Source organism: Dehalobacter sp. 12DCB1, assembly GCF_004343605.1.
In the GTDB taxonomy this organism is placed as follows: domain Bacteria; phylum Bacillota; class Desulfitobacteriia; order Desulfitobacteriales; family Syntrophobotulaceae; genus Dehalobacter.
Window position 1 is genome coordinate 16,576 of the sequence record NZ_POSF01000006.1, and the last position, 25,733, is coordinate 42,308.

The 25,733-nt window shown below is 45.8% G+C and carries 25 protein-coding genes and 14 tRNA genes; 2 read left to right on the forward strand and 37 right to left on the reverse strand.

Annotated features, from left to right (window positions below; all coding sequences use genetic code 11):
• Positions 1–7: 7 nt before the first annotated feature.
• Positions 8–400: a type II secretion system protein gene (locus C1I38_RS03245; RefSeq protein WP_083916834.1), complete on the forward strand. Its 393-nt coding sequence runs from the start codon at positions 8–10 to the stop codon at positions 398–400.
• 355 nt (positions 401–755) lie between these two features.
• Here the strand turns inward: C1I38_RS03245 and C1I38_RS03250 are convergent, their stop codons facing one another.
• From C1I38_RS03250 to C1I38_RS03400, 32 genes are all read right to left on the reverse strand, one after another.
• A complete protein-coding gene (locus C1I38_RS03250; protein ID WP_020493041.1) occupies positions 756–1,469 on the reverse strand; it encodes a sigma-70 family RNA polymerase sigma factor in 714 nt (237 codons plus the stop codon).
• Between the two features lie 68 nt (positions 1,470–1,537).
• On the reverse strand, positions 1,538–2,071 hold the full coding sequence (locus tag C1I38_RS03255; protein ID WP_020493042.1) for a type II secretion system protein: 534 nt from the start codon (positions 2,069–2,071) through the stop codon (positions 1,538–1,540).
• Positions 2,072–2,097: 26 nt separating this feature from the next.
• The gene (locus tag C1I38_RS03260; protein ID WP_020493043.1) at positions 2,098–2,424 is read right to left on the reverse strand and encodes a type II secretion system protein; all 327 of its coding nucleotides are present in this window, start codon (positions 2,422–2,424) and stop codon (positions 2,098–2,100) included.
• A 48-nt stretch (positions 2,425–2,472) separates the two neighbouring features.
• Entirely contained in the window at positions 2,473–2,823 is a 351-nt protein-coding gene (locus C1I38_RS14220; RefSeq protein ID WP_243109283.1) for a hypothetical protein, read from the reverse strand.
• Positions 2,787–3,638, reverse strand: coding sequence for a pilus assembly PilX N-terminal domain-containing protein (locus C1I38_RS03265; protein ID WP_243109284.1), 852 nt, complete (start codon positions 3,636–3,638; stop codon positions 2,787–2,789). Before C1I38_RS03265 ends, C1I38_RS14220 begins: the two co-directional genes overlap by 37 nt.
• Positions 3,639–3,691: 53 nt before the next feature.
• Positions 3,692–4,525 (reverse strand): type 4a pilus biogenesis protein PilO, encoded by an 834-nt coding sequence (gene pilO / locus C1I38_RS03270; protein ID WP_020493045.1) that lies wholly within the window; start codon positions 4,523–4,525, stop codon positions 3,692–3,694.
• The gene (locus C1I38_RS03275) at positions 4,525–5,082 is read right to left on the reverse strand and encodes a PilN domain-containing protein (protein ID WP_020493046.1); all 558 of its coding nucleotides are present in this window, start codon (positions 5,080–5,082) and stop codon (positions 4,525–4,527) included. Before C1I38_RS03275 ends, pilO begins: the two co-directional genes overlap by 1 nt.
• A 15-nt stretch (positions 5,083–5,097) precedes the next feature.
• On the reverse strand, positions 5,098–6,300 hold the full coding sequence (pilM, locus tag C1I38_RS03280; protein ID WP_026156642.1) for a type IV pilus assembly protein PilM: 1,203 nt from the start codon (positions 6,298–6,300) through the stop codon (positions 5,098–5,100).
• A 29-nt stretch (positions 6,301–6,329) separates the two neighbouring features.
• On the reverse strand, positions 6,330–7,538 hold the full coding sequence (locus C1I38_RS03285; RefSeq protein WP_020493048.1) for a type II secretion system F family protein: 1,209 nt from the start codon (positions 7,536–7,538) through the stop codon (positions 6,330–6,332).
• Positions 7,539–7,952: 414 nt separating this feature from the next.
• A tRNA-Gly gene (locus C1I38_RS03290) sits at positions 7,953–8,026 on the reverse strand.
• A 5-nt stretch (positions 8,027–8,031) separates the two neighbouring features.
• Positions 8,032–8,108, reverse strand: a tRNA-Ile gene (locus tag C1I38_RS03295).
• Position 8,109: 1 nt separating this feature from the next.
• Positions 8,110–8,184: transfer RNA gene (locus C1I38_RS03300), tRNA-Asn, on the reverse strand.
• A 6-nt stretch (positions 8,185–8,190) separates the two neighbouring features.
• Positions 8,191–8,281 (reverse strand) — tRNA-Ser (locus C1I38_RS03305).
• A 13-nt stretch (positions 8,282–8,294) separates the two neighbouring features.
• Positions 8,295–8,379 (reverse strand) — tRNA-Leu (locus tag C1I38_RS03310).
• Positions 8,380–8,386: 7 nt separating this feature from the next.
• Positions 8,387–8,462 (reverse strand) — tRNA-Thr (locus C1I38_RS03315).
• Between the two features lie 16 nt (positions 8,463–8,478).
• Positions 8,479–8,555 (reverse strand) — tRNA-Arg (locus C1I38_RS03320).
• Between the two features lie 9 nt (positions 8,556–8,564).
• A tRNA-Gly gene (locus C1I38_RS03325) sits at positions 8,565–8,639 on the reverse strand.
• 8 nt (positions 8,640–8,647) lie between these two features.
• A tRNA-Lys gene (locus C1I38_RS03330) sits at positions 8,648–8,723 on the reverse strand.
• 30 nt (positions 8,724–8,753) lie between these two features.
• Positions 8,754–8,829, reverse strand: a tRNA-Lys gene (locus tag C1I38_RS03335).
• 3 nt (positions 8,830–8,832) lie between these two features.
• Positions 8,833–8,907, reverse strand: a tRNA-Gln gene (locus C1I38_RS03340).
• A gap of 35 nt (positions 8,908–8,942) precedes the next feature.
• A tRNA-Asp gene (locus C1I38_RS03345) sits at positions 8,943–9,019 on the reverse strand.
• A 152-nt stretch (positions 9,020–9,171) separates the two neighbouring features.
• Positions 9,172–9,247: transfer RNA gene (locus tag C1I38_RS03350), tRNA-Val, on the reverse strand.
• A gap of 42 nt (positions 9,248–9,289) precedes the next feature.
• Positions 9,290–9,365: transfer RNA gene (locus C1I38_RS03355), tRNA-Glu, on the reverse strand.
• Positions 9,366–9,450: 85 nt separating this feature from the next.
• Entirely contained in the window at positions 9,451–11,115 is a 1,665-nt protein-coding gene (locus C1I38_RS03360; protein ID WP_026156643.1) for a ribonuclease J, read from the reverse strand.
• A gap of 372 nt (positions 11,116–11,487) precedes the next feature.
• A complete protein-coding gene (gene dapA, locus C1I38_RS03365; protein WP_119774468.1) occupies positions 11,488–12,372 on the reverse strand; it encodes a 4-hydroxy-tetrahydrodipicolinate synthase in 885 nt (294 codons plus the stop codon).
• A gap of 41 nt (positions 12,373–12,413) precedes the next feature.
• The gene (dapG, locus tag C1I38_RS03370; RefSeq protein ID WP_020493051.1) at positions 12,414–13,640 is read right to left on the reverse strand and encodes an aspartate kinase; all 1,227 of its coding nucleotides are present in this window, start codon (positions 13,638–13,640) and stop codon (positions 12,414–12,416) included.
• A gap of 53 nt (positions 13,641–13,693) precedes the next feature.
• Complete coding sequence (locus C1I38_RS03375; protein WP_119774469.1) at positions 13,694–14,689, reverse strand: aspartate-semialdehyde dehydrogenase; 996 nt, start codon at positions 14,687–14,689, stop codon at positions 13,694–13,696.
• A gap of 110 nt (positions 14,690–14,799) precedes the next feature.
• Positions 14,800–15,396, reverse strand: coding sequence for a dipicolinate synthase subunit B (locus C1I38_RS03380; RefSeq protein ID WP_020493053.1), 597 nt, complete (start codon positions 15,394–15,396; stop codon positions 14,800–14,802).
• Positions 15,386–16,315, reverse strand: a complete 930-nt coding sequence (dpsA, locus tag C1I38_RS03385) for a dipicolinate synthase subunit DpsA (protein WP_119774470.1) — start codon at positions 16,313–16,315, stop codon at positions 15,386–15,388. The genes C1I38_RS03380 and dpsA overlap by 11 nt, the downstream gene beginning before the upstream one ends.
• A 77-nt stretch (positions 16,316–16,392) precedes the next feature.
• Positions 16,393–17,196: a 4-hydroxy-tetrahydrodipicolinate reductase gene (dapB, locus tag C1I38_RS03390; protein WP_119774471.1), complete on the reverse strand. Its 804-nt coding sequence runs from the start codon at positions 17,194–17,196 to the stop codon at positions 16,393–16,395.
• Between the two features lie 153 nt (positions 17,197–17,349).
• On the reverse strand, positions 17,350–17,601 hold the full coding sequence (locus C1I38_RS03395) for a YlmC/YmxH family sporulation protein (RefSeq protein ID WP_020493056.1): 252 nt from the start codon (positions 17,599–17,601) through the stop codon (positions 17,350–17,352).
• 1 nt (position 17,602) lies between these two features.
• Positions 17,603–17,917, reverse strand: a complete 315-nt coding sequence (locus tag C1I38_RS03400) for a hypothetical protein (RefSeq protein WP_020493057.1) — start codon at positions 17,915–17,917, stop codon at positions 17,603–17,605.
• A gap of 233 nt (positions 17,918–18,150) precedes the next feature.
• Here C1I38_RS03400 and C1I38_RS03405 point away from each other — a divergent pair, with 233 nt between their 5' ends.
• The gene (locus C1I38_RS03405; protein WP_119774472.1) at positions 18,151–19,359 is read left to right on the forward strand and encodes an OFA family MFS transporter; all 1,209 of its coding nucleotides are present in this window, start codon (positions 18,151–18,153) and stop codon (positions 19,357–19,359) included.
• 23 nt (positions 19,360–19,382) lie between these two features.
• Here the strand turns inward: C1I38_RS03405 and dut are convergent, their stop codons facing one another.
• The 5 genes from dut to C1I38_RS03430 all read right to left on the reverse strand — a co-directional run bounded on the left by dut (position 19,383) and on the right by C1I38_RS03430 (position 25,716).
• Positions 19,383–19,847: a dUTP diphosphatase gene (dut, locus tag C1I38_RS03410; RefSeq protein WP_119774473.1), complete on the reverse strand. Its 465-nt coding sequence runs from the start codon at positions 19,845–19,847 to the stop codon at positions 19,383–19,385.
• Between the two features lie 42 nt (positions 19,848–19,889).
• Positions 19,890–21,158 carry a pitrilysin family protein gene (locus C1I38_RS03415; protein WP_119774474.1) on the reverse strand — a complete coding sequence of 423 codons (1,269 nt, stop codon included), beginning with the start codon at positions 21,156–21,158 and terminating at the stop codon, positions 19,890–19,892.
• 41 nt (positions 21,159–21,199) lie between these two features.
• On the reverse strand, positions 21,200–22,408 hold the full coding sequence (locus C1I38_RS03420; protein WP_243103600.1) for a D-alanyl-D-alanine carboxypeptidase family protein: 1,209 nt from the start codon (positions 22,406–22,408) through the stop codon (positions 21,200–21,202).
• Between the two features lie 13 nt (positions 22,409–22,421).
• Positions 22,422–23,177, reverse strand: a complete 756-nt coding sequence (locus tag C1I38_RS03425; protein ID WP_119774476.1) for a polysaccharide deacetylase family protein — start codon at positions 23,175–23,177, stop codon at positions 22,422–22,424.
• 400 nt (positions 23,178–23,577) lie between these two features.
• Positions 23,578–25,716, reverse strand: a complete 2,139-nt coding sequence (locus C1I38_RS03430) for a polyribonucleotide nucleotidyltransferase (protein ID WP_119774477.1) — start codon at positions 25,714–25,716, stop codon at positions 23,578–23,580.
• Positions 25,717–25,733 lie beyond the last annotated feature (17 nt).

The following is a 25,733-nucleotide window of genomic DNA, read 5'->3' on the forward strand; positions in this document are numbered from 1 at the left end:
AAAAGAAATGTTAAAGAAAATGTGTCTTCAAATGAAAAAGAAAAATAAAGGCTTCACGCTGATTGAGCTGATTGTGGTTATTGCGATTCTGGGAATTCTGGCAGCTGTGTTGATTCCAACATTTACTGGATTCCAGAAGAAAGCACAATCATCTCAGGCGTTAGTGGATGCTAAGCAGTTTGCTACAGCCATGGATTCCATAGCCGCTGAAAAAGGAAAAACAGCTGGTGCATTTACACAGACTGATGTAGAAAATATGGCGACAATGTCTTCTGCTTCTTTATGTACAGCATTTAGTGAAACCGCCGGCTCATTTACTATTACTACAACTAATGGCAATACCTTTACTGCTGGCCGAACTGGTTATGGTGTAAAGGTTGAGATCAAGTCCGGATTATAAAAAATTAAGTTTGTTTCTGCTGCTGGTAATAGTCCACATAGACTGTTACCAGCATTTTTTGTGTTAAGCTAAAGTTGATAACATAGTGCCAAACGCTTTTTCGAAAGTAGTATCATTTACTAATCTAAATCTTGGGAGATAAGTAATTTCCAGTAATGCTAGAAGCGGAATGTCTAAGATTCGATATAAATAAAATAAGCATATGCGATTACCTCTGATAGCTCATTGTAACAGACTCTTCACCCGGTAAGGTTCTCACCTATGCTTTTCTACTTTCTGTTTTTTTCAGCATTATTAAATATTAAAACTCAATCTAAAGATAACTCAAGATACTTCGAAATAAGAATACAAATTTCTATTCCTTAGTTATATTCTCCCGCAATATCTCCACACTCCGCTCCTTCACCCTACTAACCTGCCGCTGGGAGATTCCTAGCTGCGAAGCAACCTGCTGCTGCGTCATATCTTTAATAAAAATCATTTGAATTACTTTCTGCTGGATATCTGTAAGCTTTTTTAGCGCATGGTAAAGCGTAAGCTTATCCTCAATCGGGAGTTGAAAGGTCTCGTAGGCTGTACTATGAATCCTAGAAGCGTCGATGTCATCAAAACTTACAAATCCCGCCCGCATGACTTCTATGACGCTTTCTTCCTTAATTTTCAGCTTTTCGGCGATGTATTCGGTACCAGGTACATCGCCGTTTTCTTTTATATATTTCAGGACTTCCTGATCCACCTTGGACTGAAGCTCAACAACGCAGCCCGGGCGGTAGAAAGATGCTTCTTTGCGCGCCAGATGACGAACCTCCCCCATGATACAGTGAGAAGCATAAGTCACAAAGCTAGTCTCCCTATCGGGGTCAAAATTACGCAAAGCTTTCAGCAAACCCAGACTACCAGCCTGAAAAAGATCGTCCTCGCAGCAGCCTCCGCCGTAGAGCCTTGCAAAATATTTGATCAATCCCTTGCCGGCTCCAAGCACCTTTTCTGCTGATTCTTTATCTTTATGCTGATAGTAGTAGGCTGCTGCTTCATTGATCGTTTGATTCACTTGTCCGGTTTCTTCCATACTACACTCTCCATAGGATATGATCATTCAGACTATTTACTTTACTAAAATCAACTAAGCAGGCTGCCCTACAAAGAAGACGGCAAGGAATACGAGAAACCGATACAGGATCCTGAGGCGGTCGGAAACGTGCTTTTATGATAATTCAGCAGAATGACTTCGGTGGTGACGTCATAATTGACATCATCTTTATCGCCAATCGTAAAAATAATCGAATTTGATTTTCCGGTGTTCGTAAAAGAGATTTTAAATTTTTGGGTATTGTCAACTCCAGCCGCAGTGGCACTCGTTCCATTGTTATTGTAGTGGAAGAAACCTGAAGCATCCAGGTAAATATCGTTTCTGCCGGTGGCAGCAGTAGGCGTACTCGTCAGGAAGGTAAATGAATTGGCATAGCGCAGCTGCTTGCTGATAAAATCGGCAGCCATGCGCACCTGGTATTGCTTATCGGCATTTACTTGTCCCTTGTGGAGAGCGGTTGTTCCGAATGTGATCATCGGGTAAATGATCGCTACGACCAAAGCCATGATTGCAGTGACAGCCATCACTTCAAGCAAGGTAAAGCCCTTGCTCTTTTTTTGTGTTTTTATGCTGAATTTCATGGGCTCCCCTCCTAGTCTAAATTCTGTTATTTTCCGGGCTTGAAGTAGTCAATCGAGACTTCTTTTCCGTTCACTGTGGCACTCTGGGCAGGCATCACCGTCCCGCTGGCCGAAATTGTCGTTGCATCAGGCATCGTGATTGTGACCGTGGAAGGCACTGCATTCACTGTATTGAGGTCAGCCTCCACCTGGGACTGGGCAGTATATGCCGCGTCGCTGCGGTCTCTGGCCAGGGCAATGACCTGTATCCCCATTGTAAAAACTGTCAGAAGGGATACGCCAATGATGCCAATGATCCCCAGAGCGACAATGATCTCAATCAGCGTAAACCCTTTTGCTTTTTTTCTAAGCATTCAGGTATCCCTCCTTAATAGCACCTTATTTCGAACATTTATGATTCCTTATTTAAGCCAGACATCGCGTTGGTACGTATCAATTCCAACAACCTTGTTCTCGTCTATCTCTGAATCATCTGTTAATGTTACATGACTGTTTGAAGTATCATCATAGGATCCTATTATCATTTTTCCTAAAAAAGTGCCATTACCGCCACCAGTAATATTGAATTCAGCATTTGGTGCATAAATACTAATATGCGTATACGAAAAATTACCACTAGACTCAGCTAATTGACTAGTGCCGTTATAATACAAATATAAAGTATTACCATCAGGTACGTTAACTGTTTTTCCCAAAGTAAAATCAGGGCTTGTTATTAGTAATTGTAATTCACCCCCCCGTCCGCAGGCCATTCGATATATTCCATGGCGTCAGATAAATTTGTTACAGCCGTTGCAAGTACTTTGTTACTTTGGTCACTTGGGTTCGATGTAACTACATACGGTGTTATTACAGTCTTACCCTTTACTTTTTTTTCTGTTCCTAAAAACACTTCATTATTTTCTGTTGGAAATAAGGTAGCCTTAGTATCAGGAAATATTATCTTTGAAGTTAGTTTTTGTGGATTTCCAGACATAGCATCCGCGATCGTCATTTCAGCATCACTAGTATCCGGGCCCAGAATAACATCTCCATTTATTGGATTTTTCCCAAAAGTAATACTGTCGCTATTCGTCCCCACATCACCGGTTACTGTTATATTCTTACCAAAACACATACCATCATCCGCAAATACAGCCATATCTAAAGCTATCTTAACTGCCTGTTTTAGTGTCAAATAGACCGTGACCGGAAGATTCCCGGCATCGGCTGTACCTTGTGATTCAATCAACAGGTCCCCGCTGTATGGGCCGCTATTGATATTACTGACCTGTACCGCAAAAGTATTGCTTCCGACTGTTCCTGTTCCCGGATTGGACGAGGTCTTTGTAATAAGATTACTGACGATTGTCGCAATATTACTATTGCTGCTGTTATCAATAATATAGGAAGCCATCGCATCCGCTCCGGAACGGGCGGCATAGTAAGCTCGTTTGTTCTCAACTTGGTTCGCAACCATCTTGCTCTCCCCATAAGCAATACTCAGGATCGCGGTCCCCAGCAGCGACAGCACAACCAGTAAAATCATGGTAAGCACTAATGCATAACCCTCCGATTTTTTCTTCACAAGACTCCCCTCCTTGTATCCATAGAATTGGAAGAAAGAAATCGTTCTTAACCTTAATTAAAAGGATCCGACTTCCCGTAACTGCCTTTTATCGTCCAAGCGTTGAATGAATCCTCGCCGTTATCGACTTTTTCCACCGCATAGAAAGATACGGTCAGTGTGAATTTCAGTCCTGTTTCCTCTTCCTTGGCCTCGACAGCCTCCAACGCAATCGTCCTGTTTAGTTTTTCCAGGCTGCTGACGACTGTCCGGTACTGGGCGTAGCTTCCTGTAAACTCAATTGTTGTAGGTAACCGCAGCACCGCATCGGCAGGTAAAGTCTTTTCTTCACCGGTGGTGGCGGTACTCTGGGAAGTACCCGTAGCAGAAGGTATCTCTTTTGCCGGCTGGTCACTATAAGCCTGGTTAATGGTATCCGCTTCTTGCTGCAAGGAATAAGCCGGAAGCAGATAACGGTTGTCCGCCGGCATCACGACCCCACTAACTTCGGGATCAGAAAACTCAAGATTCGTCAACGTCGCGCCGCTTCCCTTCACGATTTTTTCCACGAGCAGCACGTACTGCTCCTTATACGGGTAGACGCCAGGGAAGAAGGATTCAGAAGCCTCCATTCCGTTTGCTAATTGCGTTTCATAAGCCTTGACGATGCTTTGTTCATTTTCCAGGTCGCTTTTGGCTGCGGCTACTTTTTGTTTCATGACTTCTTTATCGGCTGTTAAACTTTCAAGGCTGGCACTCATCGGAAGGTAAAGGACATAGTAGCTGATTGCGATGATAATCGCAACGCCGAGAACCATCAGAAGCTTTTTATCCCGCTCGGTGATTTTGGCATCGAGTGATAAATTCCCAATCTTTTTCCCCTGCAAGTTTGGTTTCTGCAGCTTCATTATTCAGCCACCTCCTTCAATTCGCACAGAACGGAAAATTCATAGGCGGCTGTTTCTGTACCACTTTGAATAAACTGTACCTGCACCCTGGAAAAAAGCTCTGTTGCTTCCAGGTTATGGGCCAACTCGGCCACTGTTGCCGACGCCGGTACAGTGCCCTGCAAAATCACTTGATAGTCTTTGATTTCCAGAGATTTCAGGCTGACTGCTGCCGGAATCGTCTTTTGAATTGTATTCAGGAATTCACTGCTGACTTTAGTGGCCAGCGTAATTTTTTGTTTAGCTTGATTTACTTGCGCCGTATAGGTGATTAAATTCTCGGTAGCTGCTTTCTTGGCCTGAATGTCTGTCAGCTTTGCTTTGTTTTCCGGAGCATTCAGAAAGGCCTCGCCTTTATTAATCGCGTAAGAACAATAGATCATTCTTGCTCCCACAATGCCGTAAAACAGTACAACAACAAGAATTACGCCGAGAATCGCTCCATAGGATCTTCTGATTTTTTTCTTCTGAGCCAGTTTCTGTTTTTCAAATGTTGAAAAAAAGTTAAAATCATTCATTTTAGTCACCTGCTCTCAAAGCCTGATCAGAGCAGCGGAGGCATTGACATAGTCTCCGGGTGCCTGTTCATGGTCAATATACTGAATGTTACTGATCATCTGAAGCCGGTCAACTTTCAAACCGAGCCCCTGAGACAGGTACTCTGGTATTCCTGTAAGACTGGCTCCTCCACCGATCAGGTAGATTTGGCTCAAATCCTTGGAGCCGCTCCTGTTCGCAAAAAACTGCATGACCTTTCGGATTTCTTCGAGCAATTCTCCGTAAAGGGGTTTCACAGCGGCTAGTGCTTCCTCTTTCGTAAAAACTTTTCCTTGTTCTATGGGCCGAATCTCTTCAACCGTGTTCTCAGCTGCATCAGAAACAGGTTCTTCCATATTTTCGGTTAGACCTTTCTTTTTAATCACAAATGTATGGCCTTTCTTTTTTACGGTAAGGGATCTATTTTGTGTACTTTCAGCCGCCTTTGCTTCAGCAATGCGCTCTTGTTTATCTGAAAGAAACTCCAGTTTCTTTTCTTCAGCCTTCTCTTCGGATAAAGCAAATAGGCCTGCAAGCAGGCGGTCCACCGCTCTTCCGCCGAAACTGATAGAGCGGAAGAAATTCAAGCTGCCTTGAGAGATCAGATAGATCATTGTACCTGAATACCCAATATCTAAAATGATATAGTTGTTCGACAAATTGTTGTTAATCGCAGTCTGTTCGTTGAAAATTTTAGAAATAACATTCGCGTGAATGTCCAGGGCGAGTGGTTTCAGCTTAAGGCTATCAAGAAGGTCGTAATACGCATGCGCTATTTCCTTATTCATGACTGCTGCCCGTACCTTGACTTTTTTCATTCCGCTGGTCTCTGTCTCACCGATCTTGCGGTATTCGACCAGATCGGTATCCGTCATACCAAAAAATTGAATAATTTCATTCTTAATCATTGCTTCGAGTTCTTGCTCATTTCCTGAAGGAACCTCAAATTCACGAATAATCACGCTGTTAGAGTTAAACGTGATCAGGGCATCTTTAGTGGAAGTATTCAGAGAAGCAAGCACTTCCTGCATGGCTGAGGTCAGTACTTCTTTATTCGTAATCAAACCGTCGGAGAGCACGCCTTTCGGAAGCGCGATGCTGGCACTTCGCAGTATTCTGACAGTATTTCCTTCCGCCTGGCCAACAACAGCGTGAATATTTCTTGTTCCAAGATCAAAGGACAGATATGCAGCAGTCAAGTATATTCCCCCTCTAATGTAAAATTCACTTAAATATTCTGATAGGCGCCATACATCGCCGAAACAATCGACAGAACAATAAAGCCGATCACGACCGCCATCACAACGATCAAGGCCGGTTCAAACAGCGCCAGCATACGCTGAATTGCCACATCAGCTTCCTCGTCATAATAGGCAGACGTTCTTTCCAAAATACTCTCAAGTGAGCCGGATTCCTCGCCGATGCTGATCATGGAATAAATCATCGGCGGAAACACCCCGATCTTGCGGATGGACTGCGAGATCGTCGCTCCTTTGCTCATATCCTCTTTGGCAGCTAACAGACCGTCACTGACTACTTTATTCCCAAGCACTTTCGCGGTGATTTCTATACAGTTCAGCAAAGGAATCCCGCTGCTTAACAGCGTGGAAAGGGTACGGGCCATCCTGGCGGACATGATCTTGATAGAAGTCGACTTTACAACAGGTATTTTCAGTTTCATTCCATCCCATTTCAGTCTTCCGGAATCGGTCTTAATGTATTGTCTTGTTGCAAAAACGATCGCTGCAATCACAATAATTAAAATGTACCAATAAGACCTCATAAAGTTACTGATTCCCATAAGGATTCTGGTTGTCAGCGGCAGGGTTGTGCCGGTCGATTCAAACATGGCGGTAAACGTCGGCAGCACAAAAGTCATCAATATAATAACCACAATGATCATTACGCCGGTTAAGATGGCCGGGTATGTCATAGAAGAAATCATTTTTGTCCGAAGCTTTCGTTCCTTTTCAAAATGCTCGGTCATTTTAGCCAGTACGAGATCGAGTTTTCCACTGGCTTCTCCAGACTCAATCATATTAATCAGGATTTCAGGAAATGCCTGCCCCTGCTTGCGCATAGCTTCGGAAAGCATATCACCTTTTTGGACTGCTTCATAAACTCTGAGAACAACCGCTTTGAGCTTTTTGCTTTCCGTTTGCTGATAGATTACATCGAGTGCTTTGATGACTGTTACCCCGGCTGTTAATAGTGCATGAAACTGGTTGCAAAACACGACAAGGTCTTTGACTTTTAGCTTGATCGGCTTATCCTTGCTAATCGCTTTTTGCGCGCTTTGTTTCTTTTCACTGACTTCGATGCAAAAAAGCTGTCGCTCTTTGAGCTGGCGGTAAAAGTTCTGAATACTATCGGCTTCCAGAACGCCTGTCGATCTCTGGCCGGAAAAATCTTTAGCAACATACGAATATAGAGGCATATTTTCACTCCCTCTGCATATTTTACATTTAATTTACATTAATTTTACATAATTTTTACATTTATTCGCTTATCTTATATTTCATTTTTAGAAATGAAAATACATTTTAATTATACTACTAAATAGCATAAATTGTAATATTTTTCTCAAATTGTCATTGACAAAATCTTGACAAGTTTTATTTCTTTCTAATACTAATTATATTACTTCAAAACTTGAATCCCATCACCTAGTTTATTATGCACGTTCTATTTTACTTCTTCGTCCATCAACTCCGCGGGTGATGGGAATCGCTCCGCTTCACTAATTGGCCTCTGCCAATTCGCTCGCTATCACGCCGGGGTGGGAAAATGCTTCCATAGGTCGCATGCTCCATAAAAAAATCCTGCGCTGTGCGCAGGATTCTATTTTCTTTGGAGCGGGTGATGGGAATCGAACCCACGTAACCAGCTTGGAAGGCTGGCACTCTACCATTGAGTTACACCCGCATGTTTGGTAGCAGGGGGGGGATTTGAACCCTCGGATGAGCGGGTATGAACCGCTTGCCTTAGACCACTTGGCTACCCTGCCATGGCTCCCCGAGCTGGATTCGAACCAGCAACCTATCGGTTAACAGCCGATTGCTCTACCGTTGAGCTATCGAGGAATATGCTGGCGGAGAAGGAGGGATTTGAACCCTCGCAGCAGTTACCCACTCTAACGGTTTAGCAAACCGTCCTCTTCAGCCACTTGAGTACTTCTCCGTAAACTACTGATTGGTGCGGAAGGCGGGACTTGAACCCGCACGGTGTTAACCACACGCCCCTCAAACGTGCGCGTCTGCCAATTCCGCCACTCCCGCATAAAACTGGAGCCGTTAACCGGGATTGAACCGGTGACCTTATCCTTACCAAGGATACGCTCTACCTACTGAGCTATAACGGCGAATGCCTTTGAAAGATGGTGCGCTCGGAGGGATTCGAACCCCCGGCCTTCTGATTCGTAGTCAGACGCTCTATCCAGCTGAGCTACGAGCGCATATTTTTTTGGAGCGGGTGACGAGATTCGAACTCGCGACTTTCACCTTGGCAAGGTGACACTCTACCACTGAGTTACACCCGCATGATAGATGGTGAGCCATCCGCGGCTCGAACGCGGGACACCCTGATTAAAAGTCAGGTGCTCTACCGACTGAGCTAATGGCTCGGAAGTGATACCGTTCAAATGGTTAAATGGTGGTGGGCCATCAGGGGCTCGAACCCTGGACACCCTGATTAAGAGTCAGGTGCTCTACCAGCTGAGCTAATGACCCGTCTGGCTGGGGTGGCTGGATTCGAACCAACGTATGCCAGAGTCAAAGTCTGGTGCCTTACCGCTTGGCGACACCCCATCGGTTTCAGGATGAATTCAGAACCTGATGAATAATGGCGACCCCGATCGGATTTGAACCGACGATCTCCTGCGTGACAGGCAGGCGCTTTAAACCACTAAGCTACGGGGCCAATTCGATATTCGAGGCACGACGTTCGATATTCGAACCTTCGTATTCCTCTGCAGTAAGTTTCCCGATGTTCAGTTCGTACCTTCCGCTCTTCAAGCAATATCTTATATATGCTTTTTCAAACTTCGCGCCTCGAACTTCGAACTTCGAGTTTGGTGGGCGATGACAGGATCGAACTGCCGACATCCTGCTTGTAAGGCAGGCGCTCTCCCAGCTGAGCTAATCGCCCTTATCTGATGTTCAGGGAAAACCCCAAACGTCGGATTTGAAATGGTGACCCGTACGGGATTCGAACCCGTGTTACCGCCGTGAAAGGGCGGTGTCTTAGGCCGCTTGACCAACGGGCCAAAATTGCGAGAACATTTGATAGTATAGCTAAATGCGAAAACATTGTCAACCCGTTTAGGAAAAAAATGTTGGAAGTTATTGAACTTATTTCACTTCTTGAATAATTGGCAGAATGACCGGTTTTCTTTTCGTTTTTTCGTACAGATGCTTGCCTAGAACTTCTTTAATCTGATTTTTGAGTGTGACCCATTCAATGATACCGTTCTCGAGGCAGCGCTCAGTGGTCTGTCTGATTTTCTCTTTGGCCTCATCCAGCATCGATTCGGATTCTCGGACATAGACAAATCCCCTGGTCACGATATCGGGTCCGGCAACGATTTCATTGGTGGAGCGGCTCAGCGCAATAACTACAATTAAAATACCGTCCTGAGACAGCTGTTTGCGGTCGCGCAGCACAATATTGCCTACGTCCCCTACGCCCAATCCATCCACTAAAATTCTGCCGGATGGCACTTTCCCGGCAATACCTGCTCCATTTCTGGTGAACTCAATGACACTTCCATTTTCAGCAATAAAAATATTTTTGTGCGGAATGCCAAGTTGTTCGGCAATCTGGCCATGCTTAATCAGCATGCGATACTCACCGTGTACAGGGATAAAATACTGCGGTCTCACCATATTCAGCATCAACTTTAATTCTTCCTGACTGCCATGACCGGAAACATGGACGCCCGATGCTTGTTCGTGGATCACATTAGCGCCAAGTTTAAACAACTGATCGATGGTCCGGGCAACCGATTTCTCATTTCCGGGAATCGGACTGGCGGAAATAATCACGGTATCACCGGGCAGGATTTCGACCTGCTTATGATCGCTAGAAGCCATACGGGAAAGCGCCGACATCGGTTCTCCCTGGCTCCCTGTTGTAATAATACAGGCCTGATTCGGTGGCAGCTGAAGAACCTCTTCTACATCGACCAGCGTTCCTTCTGGAATGATCAGATAGCCATATTCAGCAGCGATTGAGGCGTAATTCTGCATGCTCCTGCCGACAATGGCAACCTTCCTGTTTGTTTTGAAAGCAGCGGTGATGACCTGCTGCACGCGATGGATATTCGAAGCAAAGCTGGCTAAAATGATCCTTTCCTTGGCGGTGCGGAATACATCGTCAAACATCTGACCGACCACTCTCTCCGACATCGTGAAACCAGGCCTTTCTACATTCGTGCTGTCGGACATTAGGCAGAGTACGCCTTTTTCACCCAATTCGGAGAATTTATAGATATCCAGGATCTCTGAGGTAACGGGAGTATGATCTAGTTTAAAATCTCCGGTATGAACGATCACACCAAGGGGTGTATGGATGGCCAGACTCACAGAATCAGGTATACTGTGGTTGACCCGGATAAAATCAATTTTAAAAACGCCAAGCTTGATACTCTCTCCAGGATTGACGACAGTCGATTTAAACCGGTTGACATTGCACTCCTTTAATTTGGCCTGGATCAGTCCCAAGGTAAGTTTTGGCGCAAATACAGGCGCGTCTATGTCCTTTAGAAGATACGGGAATGTCCCGATATGATCTTCATGGCCATGGGTCACCACAATCCCTAGCAACATGTCCTTGTTTTCAATGACATAGGAATAGTCAGGGATGACCAAATCAATTCCGGGCATGTCATCTTCAGGAAAAGCCATACCGGCGTCAATCATGATCATCTGGTTGTCATACTTTACCAGCGTCATGTTTTTTCCGATCTCACCCAACCCGCCTAAAGGGATAATTTGCAGTTTGTGTTCTTTTGGCAAAGGCAATACCTCCATTAATTTATATATATTTCACTTTATTAATTTCAATTGTAATCCTATTAATTTGTAAACCTAGAGAATACAATAAGATACCCCGAAGTACCTGAGCAGGATAAAAAAGACTAAAACAAAAAAACACAAACAAAAATAGAAACAGGCAAAAATACCTCTTGGTTTCTTTGATTCCATTATTCGGTTAGCCGTACAACACCATTGAATTTATTATAGTACTTGAATATCAGATATGCAAGCTGGGTGAACCGCTTCCAACATTATTGTTCCCCATTCGCGAATAAAACTAAAACTTCGGCATAGCCAAAGTTTTAAATTATTTATTATTTTTTTGATTTTATCTGAAAGCAATTTCTGAGATTAGACCTCTTCAGGCAGATTCCGGATATTCGTGAGCAATTCTTTTAAGAAAGCCTGTTCCGTCTGGGTCGGGCCAACGATGGGCAACCGGTAGCCTCCGGCTTTGATGCCGACTTCATTCAGCAGATACTTCACAGGCACTGGATTTGTTGCCACGAACATCCCTTTAAAAATCGGGAACAGTAGTAGATGCCATTTTAAAGCTTTCTCCATATCGCCGGCCTTAAACGCAGCAACCATTTTTTGCATCTGGGTACCGATCAGATGCGAAGCGACACTTACAATCCCTCTCCCGCCTAAAGACAGCATCGGCAAGGTCAGTGAATCATCGCCCGAATAAATCGCAAAGGTCGAAGGCAGTTCCTTTTTCAGTTCACTGACCTGATCCATCGATCCTGCTGCTTCTTTAATGCAGACAATATTTGGGGTTTCAGCTAGTTTGGCGACTGTAGAAGGAAGAAGATTGATGACTGTCCTTCCTGGTATGTTATAAAGCATCACAGGCCGGTCTGTAGCCGCTGCAATGGCTCTAAAATGCTCATAAAGACCTTCCTGAGAAGGTTTACTGTAATACGGAACTACTGCCATAATGCCATCGAGCTGATTTGAGACTTTCTCGGCAAGTTCAATACTTTCACGGGTCGAATAGGTACCCACGCCTGCAATGACTTTACACGTATCCCCAACCGCCTCTTTCACTGTCATAAAAAGCTTAAGCTTTTCTTCACCGGTCAGATTAGGGCTCTCACCGGTTGTTCCGGCTACGACGATCCCTTCTGTGCCGTTTTCAGCCAAATATCTGGCCAACACTGCGGCTGCAGGATAATCAATCTCCAGCTTATCGTTAAATGGTGTGACCATAGCGGTTAAAACGCTGCCAAACATTTCTCTTTCCTCCATAAACTATTTTATGCACTGCCAGGCTGTCAAATGCCAAGCTCAAATTTTTTGTGCAAAGACTGAACAGCCGGAACCATATGTTCCTTTCTGACAAGCACCCAGATCGTAGTATGGGAGTCAGCGGACTGAAGAATCTCAATGCCGCTCTCAGCAAGTGCTTCTGCCATATTGGCCATGACGCCGGGCACATCGGCAATCCCCCCGCCAACAAGCGCGATCTTAGCACATCCTGGTGCGGATTCAGGGTTGAAACCCAGATTCTTTAAAATATTGATGGCTTTCTTTGCCAGCTCATCACGAACGGTATACAGGACAGTTTCCGGCTGAACGCTGATGAAATCGACACTAATATCCGCTAAAGCCATCCCCTTAAATATTTTGGTGATCGCTTTGGGTTTATTTTCTTCTTCTTGAATGTGGATCTTGATCTGGGTGACATTCGGGGTATGTGCAATCCCGGTAATAATCCTGTCACCGATCATGTCCGAACCCTCCGCGAGGTCGGGCTGAACATTGGTGACCAGCGTTCCTGGAGCATCGGAAAACGTACATTTTACCCGCAGTGGGATATTCTTCTGCATCGCGATTTCCACGGCGCGCGGATGGATGACTTTAGCTCCCTGATGCGCCAGATGGCAGATATCATTATAGGTGATCACGTCAAGGATTTTGGCATCCTGGACGATTCGGGGGTCTGCAGTCATAATACCTTCGACGTCCGTATAAATATCGATTGCTTCAGCATTTAGTGCGACACCAATCGAACAGGCCGTCGTATCGCTTCCGCCTCTGCCCAGGGTTGTAATTTGTCCGTCTTCGGTCATACCCTGGAAGCCCGTAACGACAACAACTTTGCCTTCTTTCAGCTGTTCCAGGATATTTTCCGGTTCGATTTTGACAATTCTTGCATCGCCAAAACTGCTATTGGTGATAATGCCGGCCTGTCCACCCGTTAAAAGAATAGCTTCCAGCCCGAGGCCCTGCAGGGTGCTAACCATAATGCTGCCCGAAATGATTTCTCCACAGCTTAAGAGCAAGTCCATTTCTCTTTTGGGCACTTCGGAATAAATGTTTGAGACCATCTTAATCAGCGTATCAGTCGCATAGGGATCTCCCGAACGCCCGATTGCAGAAACAACAACTACAGGCGAATATCCTTGATTAATAGCCTCGGAAACCTTAGCCGCGACCTGCGCTCTTCTTTCCGGATTGGCCAGGGAAGTTCCGCCAAATTTTTGAACCAATATCCGCAAGATAATTTCTCCTTCCTCTACTTTCTTAACTTGTTCTGATTTTGCTTTCCTTACTATGATAACAGCAATTCTGCAATCTGGACCGCATTTGTCGCTGCACCTTTGCGAATCTGATCACCCGCAATCCAGAGATTAATCCCCTGATCAATGGTTTGATCTTCCCGGATTCTTCCGACCAGAACTTCATCCCTGTTCGAGCTATCGAGCGGCATCGGATAAATATCTTTCGCCGAATCGTCTTTTAAGATTACGCCGGGAGCCTGGGCAAGCGCAGCCTTGACCTGATCAATCGTGATTTTTTTCTCAGTCTCAATATTGATGGATTCACAGTGGGAACGAAAGACTGGAACACGGACACAGGTAGCCGTAATACGCATATCATCCCTGTGGAAGATTTTTTGGGTTTCCTTGACCATTTTCCATTCTTCCTTTGTATAGTCACCCTCCTGGAATACATCAATTCTGGGTATCAGGTTAAAGGCGATCTGATATGGAAAGGTATCGATATCCGTGATCTTTTCCCCGTTGCTCCACGACTTCACCTGTTCCTCCAGTTCAATAATCCCTTCTTTTCCCGCGCCTGAAACTGCCTGATACGTCGATACCACAATGCGCTTGATTGGCGAAAGAGTTTCGAGTGGTTTCAGTGCCACGACCATGATAATCGTGGAACAGTTCGGATTGGCAATAATCCCTTTATGCCATTTGACATCTTCGGGGTTGACTTCAGGCACAACCAGAGGAACATCCGGATTTAGCCGAAAAGCACTGCTGTTGTCAATAACGACTGCTCCGCTCTGGACTGCGGCCGGCACATACTCCGTACTGGCGGAACCACCCGCAAATAAGGCGATATCAATGCCTTGAAAGCTCTGATTCGTTGTTTCTTGTACTTCTATTTCTTTTCCCTGCCAGGAAATCCGTGATCCACTTGATCTTTTCGTCGCAAGCAAGCGAAGCTCATCCACCGGAAACTTCCGTTCTGCAAGAATTTTCAAAAATTCCTGACCAACGGCACCCGTTGCCCCGACAATTGCAATATTTGGCATTGAGATCCTCCTAAACATGAATATTCAATAATTCTGACAATTCACTTTCGACAACTAAGTATTAATATAGTATAAATCATTATTCTCTCATAGGATACTAAATATTTTGGCTACTCAGAAGAAGTAATTTCTACCAAGAGCGGTTCGATTTGCTTTCCCTGGCAGGCCATCAATATCGTGTCCGGTATTTTATTCATCTGGGCAACGAGAGAATTGGTTTTTTTGAGCGGGCTGTCCTGACCAAAAGGCACCAGATAGATATTCTTTGCTAAGAGTAAAGCTCCAATATTTTTAGCGTTAACCCCTAACCCGTCATTTGTAGATATAGCAATTACCACAGGTCCTAAGTTGCGCAAATGTGCTTTGGTAGCCATTAAGACGGGTGTATCGGTGATTCCGTTAGCGAGTTTGGCAAGTGTATTTCCGGTACAAGGCGCAATAACCATGCAATCAAAAAACTTGCCCGGCCCGATCGGTTCTGCTTCCGGAATAGTTCTGATCGGGTCTTTCCCTGTAATCTCTTTAAGTCTAGCTTTCCAGTACGCTGCTTCTCCGAATCTCGTATCCACTGTATTAACGGACTCCGAAACAATCGGCGTTATATCTGCTCCTTCTTCGACAAGCTGTCTGATCACCCCCATGACCTGGCCAAGGGTACAATGGGAACCGGTCAGCGCGAAACCGATGTGCAGCTTTTCAAATCTCATTTTTGGGCACCCCCCTCCGGACTGCAGCAGCAGGTGCAAGGTGCTCAAGAATCAGAGGTGGATAAAGCTTCGCCAGCATTTTTCCGGCAGTCTTTGGCGCAACAATACCTGGCAGGCCAGGGGCAAGCTGAGCCTTAATACCAAGCATCTGGGCATATTCAAAGTCAATACCTCCCGGAATAGAGGCAATATCAATAATGACGGTTTCCCGGGACATTTTGTTCAGCAGATCTCTGCCAAGAATCAGGGCTGGTACGGTATTGAAAACAATTTCCGCCCTGTTGATTTCCTTTTCAAGATCAGAAAAACCGATTGAACGTACTCCCATCTCTATAGCCCGGGCCTGGTCTGAGGGCTTACGTGCAACACACGTAACTCTTGCTCCCATTCCCTTCAGTAGATTCACCAGTGTCATGCCGCAGCGTCCAAGACCCAAAACAAAGCTTTCACTGCTGTGAATGGTGATCGTGGTGGCCTCCATTGCCATCTGAACCGCCCCCTCGGCTGAAGGTATCGAATTCAAAATGACCATTTCATTACGGTTTGCTATTTCCACGAGGTCTATGTTCATCTTTTCGGCTGCACTGATTAGGGCAGGACGGGCCCAGCCTATAAACAGCGGAACACTAGGCGGAATCGATTCCAGAACTTCATTATTTAAGATGATCGGAGAATTAGAATACTTTGCTTTGATCAGGCCCCGCTCATCTGTCCCAAACATAGGTAAGATAAGCGCATCTGCTTTAGCAATAATCTCGGTAAAAGATTTGGCATGCTCAATGCTGTCTCCAAGCGGAGACTTTTCCAGACCGAGCCCGATGATCTTCGCCCCACACTTTTGCAGCTCAGGGACAAGAAATATTTCTCTATCATCCCCGCCGATTACTGCCAGGCGAACTCCTTCAAGTACCGCATTCATGTTTATGCCTCCTTACTGGATAGTGTCCAGTTAACTACTATCCAGTATATGAGCAGCCGAGAAACGCGGTGCTTAAACTAATCCAGGAAATTCTCGAGTCCGACAACAAGTCCGGTCAAATTACATGCTTTACGAATGGCCAGCATCACCCCGGGCATGTAGGTTTCCCGTGTATATGCGTCATGACGGATCGTAAGTGTCTGTCCAAATCCTCCGAAAATGACTTCCTGATGGGCAATCAGTCCCGGTAAACGGACGGAATGGATGTGAATGCCATTCAGGTCTCCGCCCCGCGCACCGGGTATTTTTTCATATTCATTCGGATGTCCCTGGATGATCGGTTCCCGGATCTCAGAGATCATATCCGCGGTTTTCAAAGCAGTACCGGAAGGTGCATCCAGCTTCTGATCATGATGATATTCAATGATATCGACGTGATGAAAGTATTTTGCGGTTTCTTTTGCAAACTTCATCATCAGGATTGCGCCAAGCGCAAAATTTGGTGCTATAAAAACTCCGGTGCCGGCCTCTTTGGACAAATCTTCCAATTCGCTAATTTCATGGTCGTCCAGCCCAGTCGCTCCAATAACAGGAATAACCCCCGCCTTAATTGCAGTTTTGGCATTGGAAAACACCGATTGGGGATTCGTAAAATCAACGAGAATATCTACATGCAATTCTTTTAATTTTTCTATTTCCATCTGTCCGGAAATCTGTATGTCAAATGGTGGCTGTCCAAGGACTGATCCAATATCCTTCCCTTGATTCTGAATATCTGATACCCCTACAAGCTCCATATCCTTCTGCAGACGTATTGTCCTGACTGTTTCCATGCCCACTTTGCCACATGCTCCGGCAACAAATACGCGTATTTTGTTCAAATATACCCCTCCTGAATACGGTAACGCAAAACCCCGCGCCAGAAGCCTTTCGGGGTTTAATACTCTTCTTATTCTATTATATCAATAGAAACCTGTCAAATGACGGCCACGGATGGCCCAATGCCGCGATGCCATGGACGGTAAGGAGCGGTCCTACATATCGATATCTACGATAATCACTTCGCTGCCTACTTTTTTGATGGCTTTCCAGGGGACGACCACGTACCCGCTTTCTTTTTCACTGTTTTTATTAAAAAACCTTCCGTACCCCGCTCTTGAATCAATGATAATTGCCTCAATTTTTCCTTCGGGGCTAATTTTTATATCACTCTCGCCAATTGAACCGAGCTTCGCGCCATCATGAAGATTGATAATTTCTTTTCCTGACAGTTCACTTAAAAGCATATTACACACTCCTGCCCCGGAACGTTTCCCATAGTTTTTGACCATAGGGCTGCAGTATCGCAATGATCAGCGAAAAAACAGCCAGTGGTTTTATAAAATAAACTGATGAAGGATTCCAGATGTTTTCGGGTATCCCTAGAAAGGTCAGCAGCAGTTCCAAAGATATATAAATTCCGCCCGCAGTCCCGACCAGCTGGGTAATGGCTTTGGCCAAACGGTTAGGCGCCTCAGGAGACCTCCACATCATGACTTTTACTCTTGTTCTCAATGATACAGCAATCCCGAGTGCCAGCAGAACACTATATAGAATACTCATAAACACTTCAGGGCTTTCATTTGGAATCCCCCCTAAGCATATCTATGAGGGAAAAAACGGCATTATTCTTTCGTAAACGGGTAACGCTTTATTATCTTCCGTTGACGTGCTGAATACTGCTTTTGCAGTCAGAATCACAAACCTTTGATCTCTTTTCTGATAAGATACGTAAAAAGATAACGCTGGCCGGATTCTATCAGGATCGATGGACAGATAAAGAAAGGAAGATAATGATGAACAGAGCGAAACAAGGTTGGACAGTTACTTTGGCCGGAACAGGTATTAATTTAGCTCTTGGTGTCCTTTACACCTGGAGCGTCTTTGCAGCTGCTCTGATTGAGCAATTCCACTGGACTAAGACAGCGGCTTCTGTTCCGTATATGGTCGCCTGCGCAGTGTTTGCCTTGATGATGGTTCCCGGCGGATATCTTCAAGACCGGTACGGCCCCCGCTGGATTGCTGCCCTTGGCGGAATCATGGCAGGCAGTGGCTTAATCCTGAGCAGCTTTACGCACTCACTGACCATGCTGATCGTTACTTTCGGTTTAATTGCCGGGATGGGGATCGGGCTCGGATACTCGGCTGCGACACCTGCCGCAGTCAAATGGTTTCCCCCAGAAAAAAAAGGTCTGATCTCGGGTGTGGTTGTTGCCGGTTTTGGTTTAGCTTCTCTTTATATCGCACCATTAACCAATGCTTTGCTGAGAAGGTTTGACATAGAGAACACCTTCCGTATTGAAGGGATCCTATTCTTACTAATTATTGTTTTACTTGCCCAGCTGCTGACTGTTCCTTCCACTCTAAGCGGCCAATCTCGAAGTAGCACAGCTTCCCCTTCAGCTTCTACTGCCCCGACAGGAGGCCTGAACTGGCGGCAAATGCTTATAAGACGGGAATTCTATCTGCTTTGGGTGATGTATGCGGCAGGCGCCAGCGCCGGGCTGATGATCATCAGCCAGCTTTCTTCAATTGCCAAGACGCAGGCCGGCATTTCCTGGGGGTACGCGATGGTCGCTTTACTGGCCGTTTTCAATGCCTCCGGCAGGGTTATTGCCGGTTGGCTTTCCGATAAAATAGGGCGTTCCTGGTCGATGCGTATTTTCTTTTTGATACAGGCGCTCAACATGCTTGCTTTCAGCACTTACAATACTCCGGTATTAATTGCGTTAGGTGCAGCCATTGCAGGATTAGGCTACGGTTCTTTGCTTTCACTCTTCCCATCAGCAACCTATGACTATTTTGGTACAAAACATGCCGGAGTAAATTATGGTTTTGTCTTTACTGCCTGGGGTGTCGGCGGCGTCTTTGGCCCCCTGATGGCAGCTCAAATCGCGGATGCGATGAAAAGCTATTCACTTGCGTTTACCATTTCGTGTATCCTATGTTTGTTAGCAGTCTTTTTGACTTTCTTTTTGAAAAGGCCGAAAAGACTTGGACAATAAAATGAATCAGCTTAACTGACTTTCTATAAGCCAGTCGAGCCGAATCCGCCTTCCCCCCTGAGCGTGTCACCCAGATCTTCAACCTCTGTAAAAATGGCCCGGCAGACGGGCATAAACGCAATCTGGGCAATGCGGTCACCATTGCTGACGACAACGTCTTCTTTTCCAAGATTAATCATCAGCACTTTGATTTCACCCCGGAAGTCGGAATCAATGACACCGACTCCGTTGCTTAAAGCAAGACCTTTTTTATCTGCCAGGCCGCTGCGGGCGAACACAAAAGCTGCCACCTGCGGGCCTGGCAGTTCTATGGCTATTCCGGTAGGAACACGGACCCTTTCCCCTGGCCTCACAACCATGTCCTGGTCCAGAGAAGCAAATAGGTCTGCGCCTGCGGCTCCTGCCGTTGCATAAAAAGGTACATTGGATCTGTCCGCATCTCCGTCCGAAATCTTCTTTATCTTGACTCGAATCCTCTCTTCCAGCATCGTTCTCTTCTTCCTCCGCATTTTTTCTTTGCCTTTATGGCATCATGTTTCTGCAAAAGCTTCCTCAATAATCCTGTCAAAATCTGTATTATAATCCTTTTGTCCCAGCGTAAGGATGCTGATTTTTTCTTTCTGCCAGAGACGCTCCATCACTCTCTTGACATCGGCCGTGGTGACCTTTTCCAGTTTTTCAACTGCCTCTTCCGGTGTTTTTACTTCGCCAAAAGACAGCTCTGTTTTGCCGAGCCTGCTCATCCTGCTGCTAACAGATTCTAGTCCCAGATAAAGGTTGCCCTTGATCTGGGCTTTCGTTTTCATGAGTTCCTCTTCAGTTAATCCTTCTCTTTTTAATTTATTCAATTCATCGAGGATACATTTGATGACTTCATCCGTATTTCCAGGGCTCGTGCCTGCATACACCGCAAACAGACCGGTGTCGACATAGGTGGAGTGATAGGAATAGACAGAATACGCCAGACCTCTCTGTTCCCTGATTTCCTGAAAAAGGCGCGAACTAAGCCCTCCACCTAAAATGCTGTTGATCACATGCATCACATAGATATCCTCATGATCCTGTCCAAGCCCCGGCACCCCGACAATCAGGTGCATCTGCTCGGTATCTTTGCCAACCGCTTTTCTACAGGTCGTCCCCTGAGGGTTTTCCTTGATGGAATCTGTTCTTTGTCTCTGAAAATCACCGAACATGGCTAGCTGGCGGATGATATCCTCATGCTTGATTTTTCCGGCTACCGCAATGACGACCTGATCAGGTGTATAGTGCGTCTCTAGATAATGCCTGACCTTCTCACTGCTTAAATCATGAATGGTTTCTTCCATACCAAGGATCGGTTTGCCCAGCGGGTCTTTATGCCAGACATATTGGGAAAAGAGATCATGGATCAGCTCATCCGGAGAATCCTGATACATTTTGATTTCTTCAATGACAACATTTTTTTCTTTATCTATCTCCTTCGGATCAAAGAGAGAGTTAAAAAACATATCACTTAAGACATCAACCGCGAGAGAAATGTCCTCATCCAGCACTTTGGCGTAATAACAGGTAAGTTCCTTCGTTGTAAACGCATTGATCTGACCACCGACAGCTTCCAGAGACTCGGCTAGCTGACGGGCACTTCGTTTTTCGGTTCCTTTGAAAAACATATGTTCAATAAAATGTGAGATCCCTTCATACCCTGCCGTTTCGTTGCGGGACCCTGTTCCGACCCAAATCCCGATTGCCACGGAACGGACAAAATCTATCTCTTCGGTAATGATACGGACTCCGTTAGGCAATACGTGTTTTCGATGCAATGTTCTTCCCCCTTAAGCACATAGATAACGCTCTATTTAGTTTATCCTTTCTTAGCAAAGAAATCCAGTAAATCGTCCACAAAGATTCGGACTCTTCCGGGAAGATTGTCCGGGTTTTTCCCATCATGCTGTGCCAGGAGTGGTACTTCTTTAAGAAGCTTGTCCCCTGCATAAATTTGGTAATGACCTAGAATGTCTCCTTCTTTAATTGGATAGTCAATCTCCGTCCTTAAGTTTATCTGCATCTTAAGACTTTTAATCGTGTCTTTTTCAAGACAGAGCCGGATATCTTTGCTTAGAACCAGCGGAAGTTGCGTATTTGAAATCGCAAAGTTGCCTGCAACGTCCCCTTTTTTCCCTATTTCAATGATTCCGGTATAATCAAAGCCCCATTGCAGAAGTCTTTGGGCATCTCCGAAACGATCCGGTGCATTCAGTACAACGCAGATCAGTCTCCGCCCGTCTTTACTGGCTGACGCGACCAGGCATTTCCCTGCTGCATTGGTCGTTCCCGTTTTTACACCATCCGCCAAAGGATAATTCCACAGAAGTTTATTGGTGTTTTTGGCATTTTGAGACTTACGGGGCTCCTCAAAGTTAATGACTGAATATTTTTGGCTTACGATTTCGGCAAATTGAGAGGTATTCATCGCATATCTGGTGATAAGAGCCAGGTCATATGCCGTGGAATAATGATTTGGATCGGGCAGACCGTTTGGATTGATAAAATTTGTGTTATAAGCACCCAGCGAGACTGCTTTCTGATTCATTAGCCGGATAAACTCATCCTGACTTCCGGCGGTCTTTTCAGCAAGCGCGACACACGCATCATTACCGGAGCTTAAGAGCGCTCCTTCCAGTAATTCTCCAATCTTAATCTTGTCTCCCTTGTCCAGATAAATAGAGGATTCCCCAACATTGCCAGCTTTCTCACTGACCGTGGCTATCTCCTCCTGATCTGTCAATTCCAGAGCCAGGATTGCGGTCATAATCTTGGTAGTGCTAGCGGGCGGCCGCTGGGCATTTCCGTCTCTGTCATATAGCAGCTCTCCTGTTTCCGCGTCAAGCAGCACTGCCGAATGCGCTGTTACATATGGAAGCGTCCATTTTCCGCTTGATAAACTGGACGTCTCGATCGTCATTTCTCCGGACAACCTGGTATTTTGGGCATATAGAGGACTGCCTGCTGTCAGCATCATGGTCAGCAAACTCAGAATGATGCCCAAGAATCTTTTTTTCAATTGTACCACCCCTTCATTTTGCTCAAGGAGTAGTATTTCCTGTTAATCCAGTTGTTATTAATTTTTCTATCGTTACGAAACTAAAACCTTCATTTTTTAAACCGGCTAAGATATCGGGCAACGCCTTGACGGTATTCTCCTTTGGATGCATCAGGACAATAGCACCTTTTTTCTCCGGTTTTACGCCATATCGTATTTTAGGATCCAAAATTCTCTGGGCTATCAGTTCCGGCGTGCTCTCCAGCTTCCAGTCAATCGTGTCCAGCGTCCAGAGGATGGTCGTATAACCCAGCTCATCTGCTGCCTGAAGTCCGTTTTTCCCTTTTTCCCCATATGGAGGAGCATAGTATATTGTTTTGCACCCGGTCGCTTCTTTAATTATATTTTCCGTCTTGCTTAACTCTTCTTTATTTTGAACCACAGTCAGATTGTCTGGATGCGGATGGGAATAGCTGTGATTGCCAAGCAAATGTCCTTTTGCTGCAATCTGCTGAATAAGTTCGGGATGCTTGGCTGCCCATTTACCCGTCACAAAAAACGTTGCCTTGGCCTGATAGCGGTTGAGAATATCCAGTATTTCCGGGATATACTCTTCTCCCCAGTCGACATTAATGGTAAGCGCAATCATCTTTTGGTCCGTCTGGACCTGATCAACCAGAACGGGCAAATTAGGGTTGTCGACTCCGACGACTCGGGTTTGCATCAGGGTTAGACCGATAAAAACAACGAACAGGGTAATTGCTTTGAATTTAATCTTCGTCAGAGGAAAAAATGACATATGCATCCCCTCCCCTACATTAATATGACGATGAGAAGTAATACAGACGTCATTTTATATTGACTATTCAATACTTATTTAAGGCGGGTCTCCATAATACATAACCGCTTTCGGCTATTGTGCCATCCATGGCACAAAAAGCCGCGCTCCGCATCATGCTCCGCTTGACGCTGGCTATGCATTATGGAGACACTAATTTCAAGTACCATAACGTATTAGAGTAGGCCCAGAGGTTTTGGCGTGTTAGCGAGGATTCCTGTTTGTAGCTGCGGAAACGTGTGAGCGGAGTATCTGTGCAATGCTACACTGCCCAAGAATAGAAAAAAGACGCCTCAATTATATATGAGACGCCTTCTGTGAGCTGAGTTTAGTTAGCTCCATTAAAGCTCGCAAAAATTTTTTATTCTTTCCGGCCCTGGCTCTGTCCGAGAGCGTCTTTACGGGACAGGTTCAATCTGCCCTGCTTATCGATGCCGGTAGCCTTGACGATGATCTCGTCGCCAAGTTTGACGATATCTTCTACTTTGTTCACACGGTTCACATCGAGCTGGGAGATATGCACGAGACCGTCCTTACCCGGAAGTCCAAGCACCCCGGGAATCACTTCGACGAAGGCACCAAAATCCATGATCCGGACAACTTTACCCTTGTAAATTTTCCCAACCTCAATATCCTGCGTCAAAGCGCGGATGATTTCAGCTGCCTTGTCTCCGGCTTCACCATCCACTGCAGCGATAAATACCTGACCGTCGTCTTCAATATCGATTTTAACTTTGGTCTCTTCGACGATCTTCTTAATGATCTTGCCGCCTGGTCCGATGACATCCCTGATTTTGTCAGGGTGAATCGAGAACGTAATAATCCTCGGTGCATAGGGTGAAAGATTCGGTCTGGGCTGCGGCAAAACCTGCAGCATTTTGTCCAGGATGAACATCCTGCCGGCCTTGGCCTGAGCCAGAGCCTGTGTGAGGATCTCACGGTTGACGCCTTTGATCTTGATATCCATCTGCAGTGCTGTAATGCCCTCGGCAGTACCGGCTACTTTAAAGTCCATATCACCATCGTGGTCTTCTAAACCCTGAATATCGGTAAGAATCGCAAAATGGTCTTCTTCTTTAATCAATCCCATTGCAATCCCAGCTACCGGGGCCTTAATCGGAACCCCTGCATCCATTAGAGCGAGTGTGCTGCCGCAGACGGAAGCCATGGAGCTCGACCCGTTGGACTCCAATACTTCGGAAACCAGACGCAGCGTATACGGGAATTCACTTTCCGGAGGAATCATCGGCAGCAAGGCGCGTTCTGCCAAAGCGCCGTGACCAATCTCACGTCTGCCCGGTCCCCTGTTTGGACGGACTTCGCCGACACTAAAGGCCGGAAAATTATAATGGTGCATATAACGTTTAGAGTCTTCCAATCCCAAACCGTCAATAATCTGCTCATCACCGGCAGCTCCTAATGTCGCAACCGTGAGTACCTGTGTCTGTCCGCGCGTAAACAGACCGGTACCGTGTGTTCTCGGCAGACGTCCGACTTCAATCGTGATTGGTCTGATCTCATCCAGAGCACGGCCATCAGGCCTGATATGTTCGTGGGTAATCAGCTTACGGACAATTTTATGGGTCAGGTCATCCAATATTTTCGTAACTAATTTTAAATCCTCAGGAAATTCCTCGGCAAAAACTTCGAGCGCGTCTGCTTTGACCTTTTCAACAGCTTCCTGGCGGGCCAGTTTTTCTTCAATACGGATAGCCTGATCGAGCTTGTCATAACCCCAGGCCAGGACCTTGTCAGATATTTCCGCAGGGATCTCGACCGGAGTGACTTCTCTTTTGGCTTTGGCAAGTCCCACTTCCAGGGCTGCCCCCCTGTATCTCTCAATAAACTCTGCTATCTTTTTAATTTCTTCGTGCGCAAACATGATCGCTTCAAGCATCTGATCCTCAGGGACTTCCTTGGCGCCAGCCTCGACCATCATAATCGCATCTTTGGTTCCAGCAACAGTCAGATGCATTTTACTGATTTCCGCCTGAGCTACCGTTGGGTTAACGACAAACTCTCCGTCGACAAGTCCGACAACCACGGCGGCAATAGGACCCAGAAAAGGAATATCGGAAATCGTGAGCGCAGCCGAAACTGCGTTGATAGCCGTTACGTCCGGTGCACAGTCCTGATCGACGGACATGACCATCGCACTGATCTGTACATCGTTACGATAACCGTCCGGGAAAAGCGGACGGACCGGTCTGTCTATCAGTCTTGACGACAATATGGACCTCTCACTAGGTCTGCCTTCTCTTTTGATGAATCCACCGGGAATCTTTCCTACGGCATAAAAACGTTCTTCCAAATCAACAGTCAAAGGGAAAAAGTCGATCCCTTCCCGTGGTTTAGAACTGGTCGTTGCAAATGCAGATATGACTGTGTCTCCATATCTGGCATAAATTGCCCCTCCGGCTTGACGACCTATGATACCGGTTTCAAACGACAGGTTTCTGCCTCCAACCTGTAGCGAGCGTTCCAAGACTTCTTGAGTCACTTTGGAAACCTCCTTAA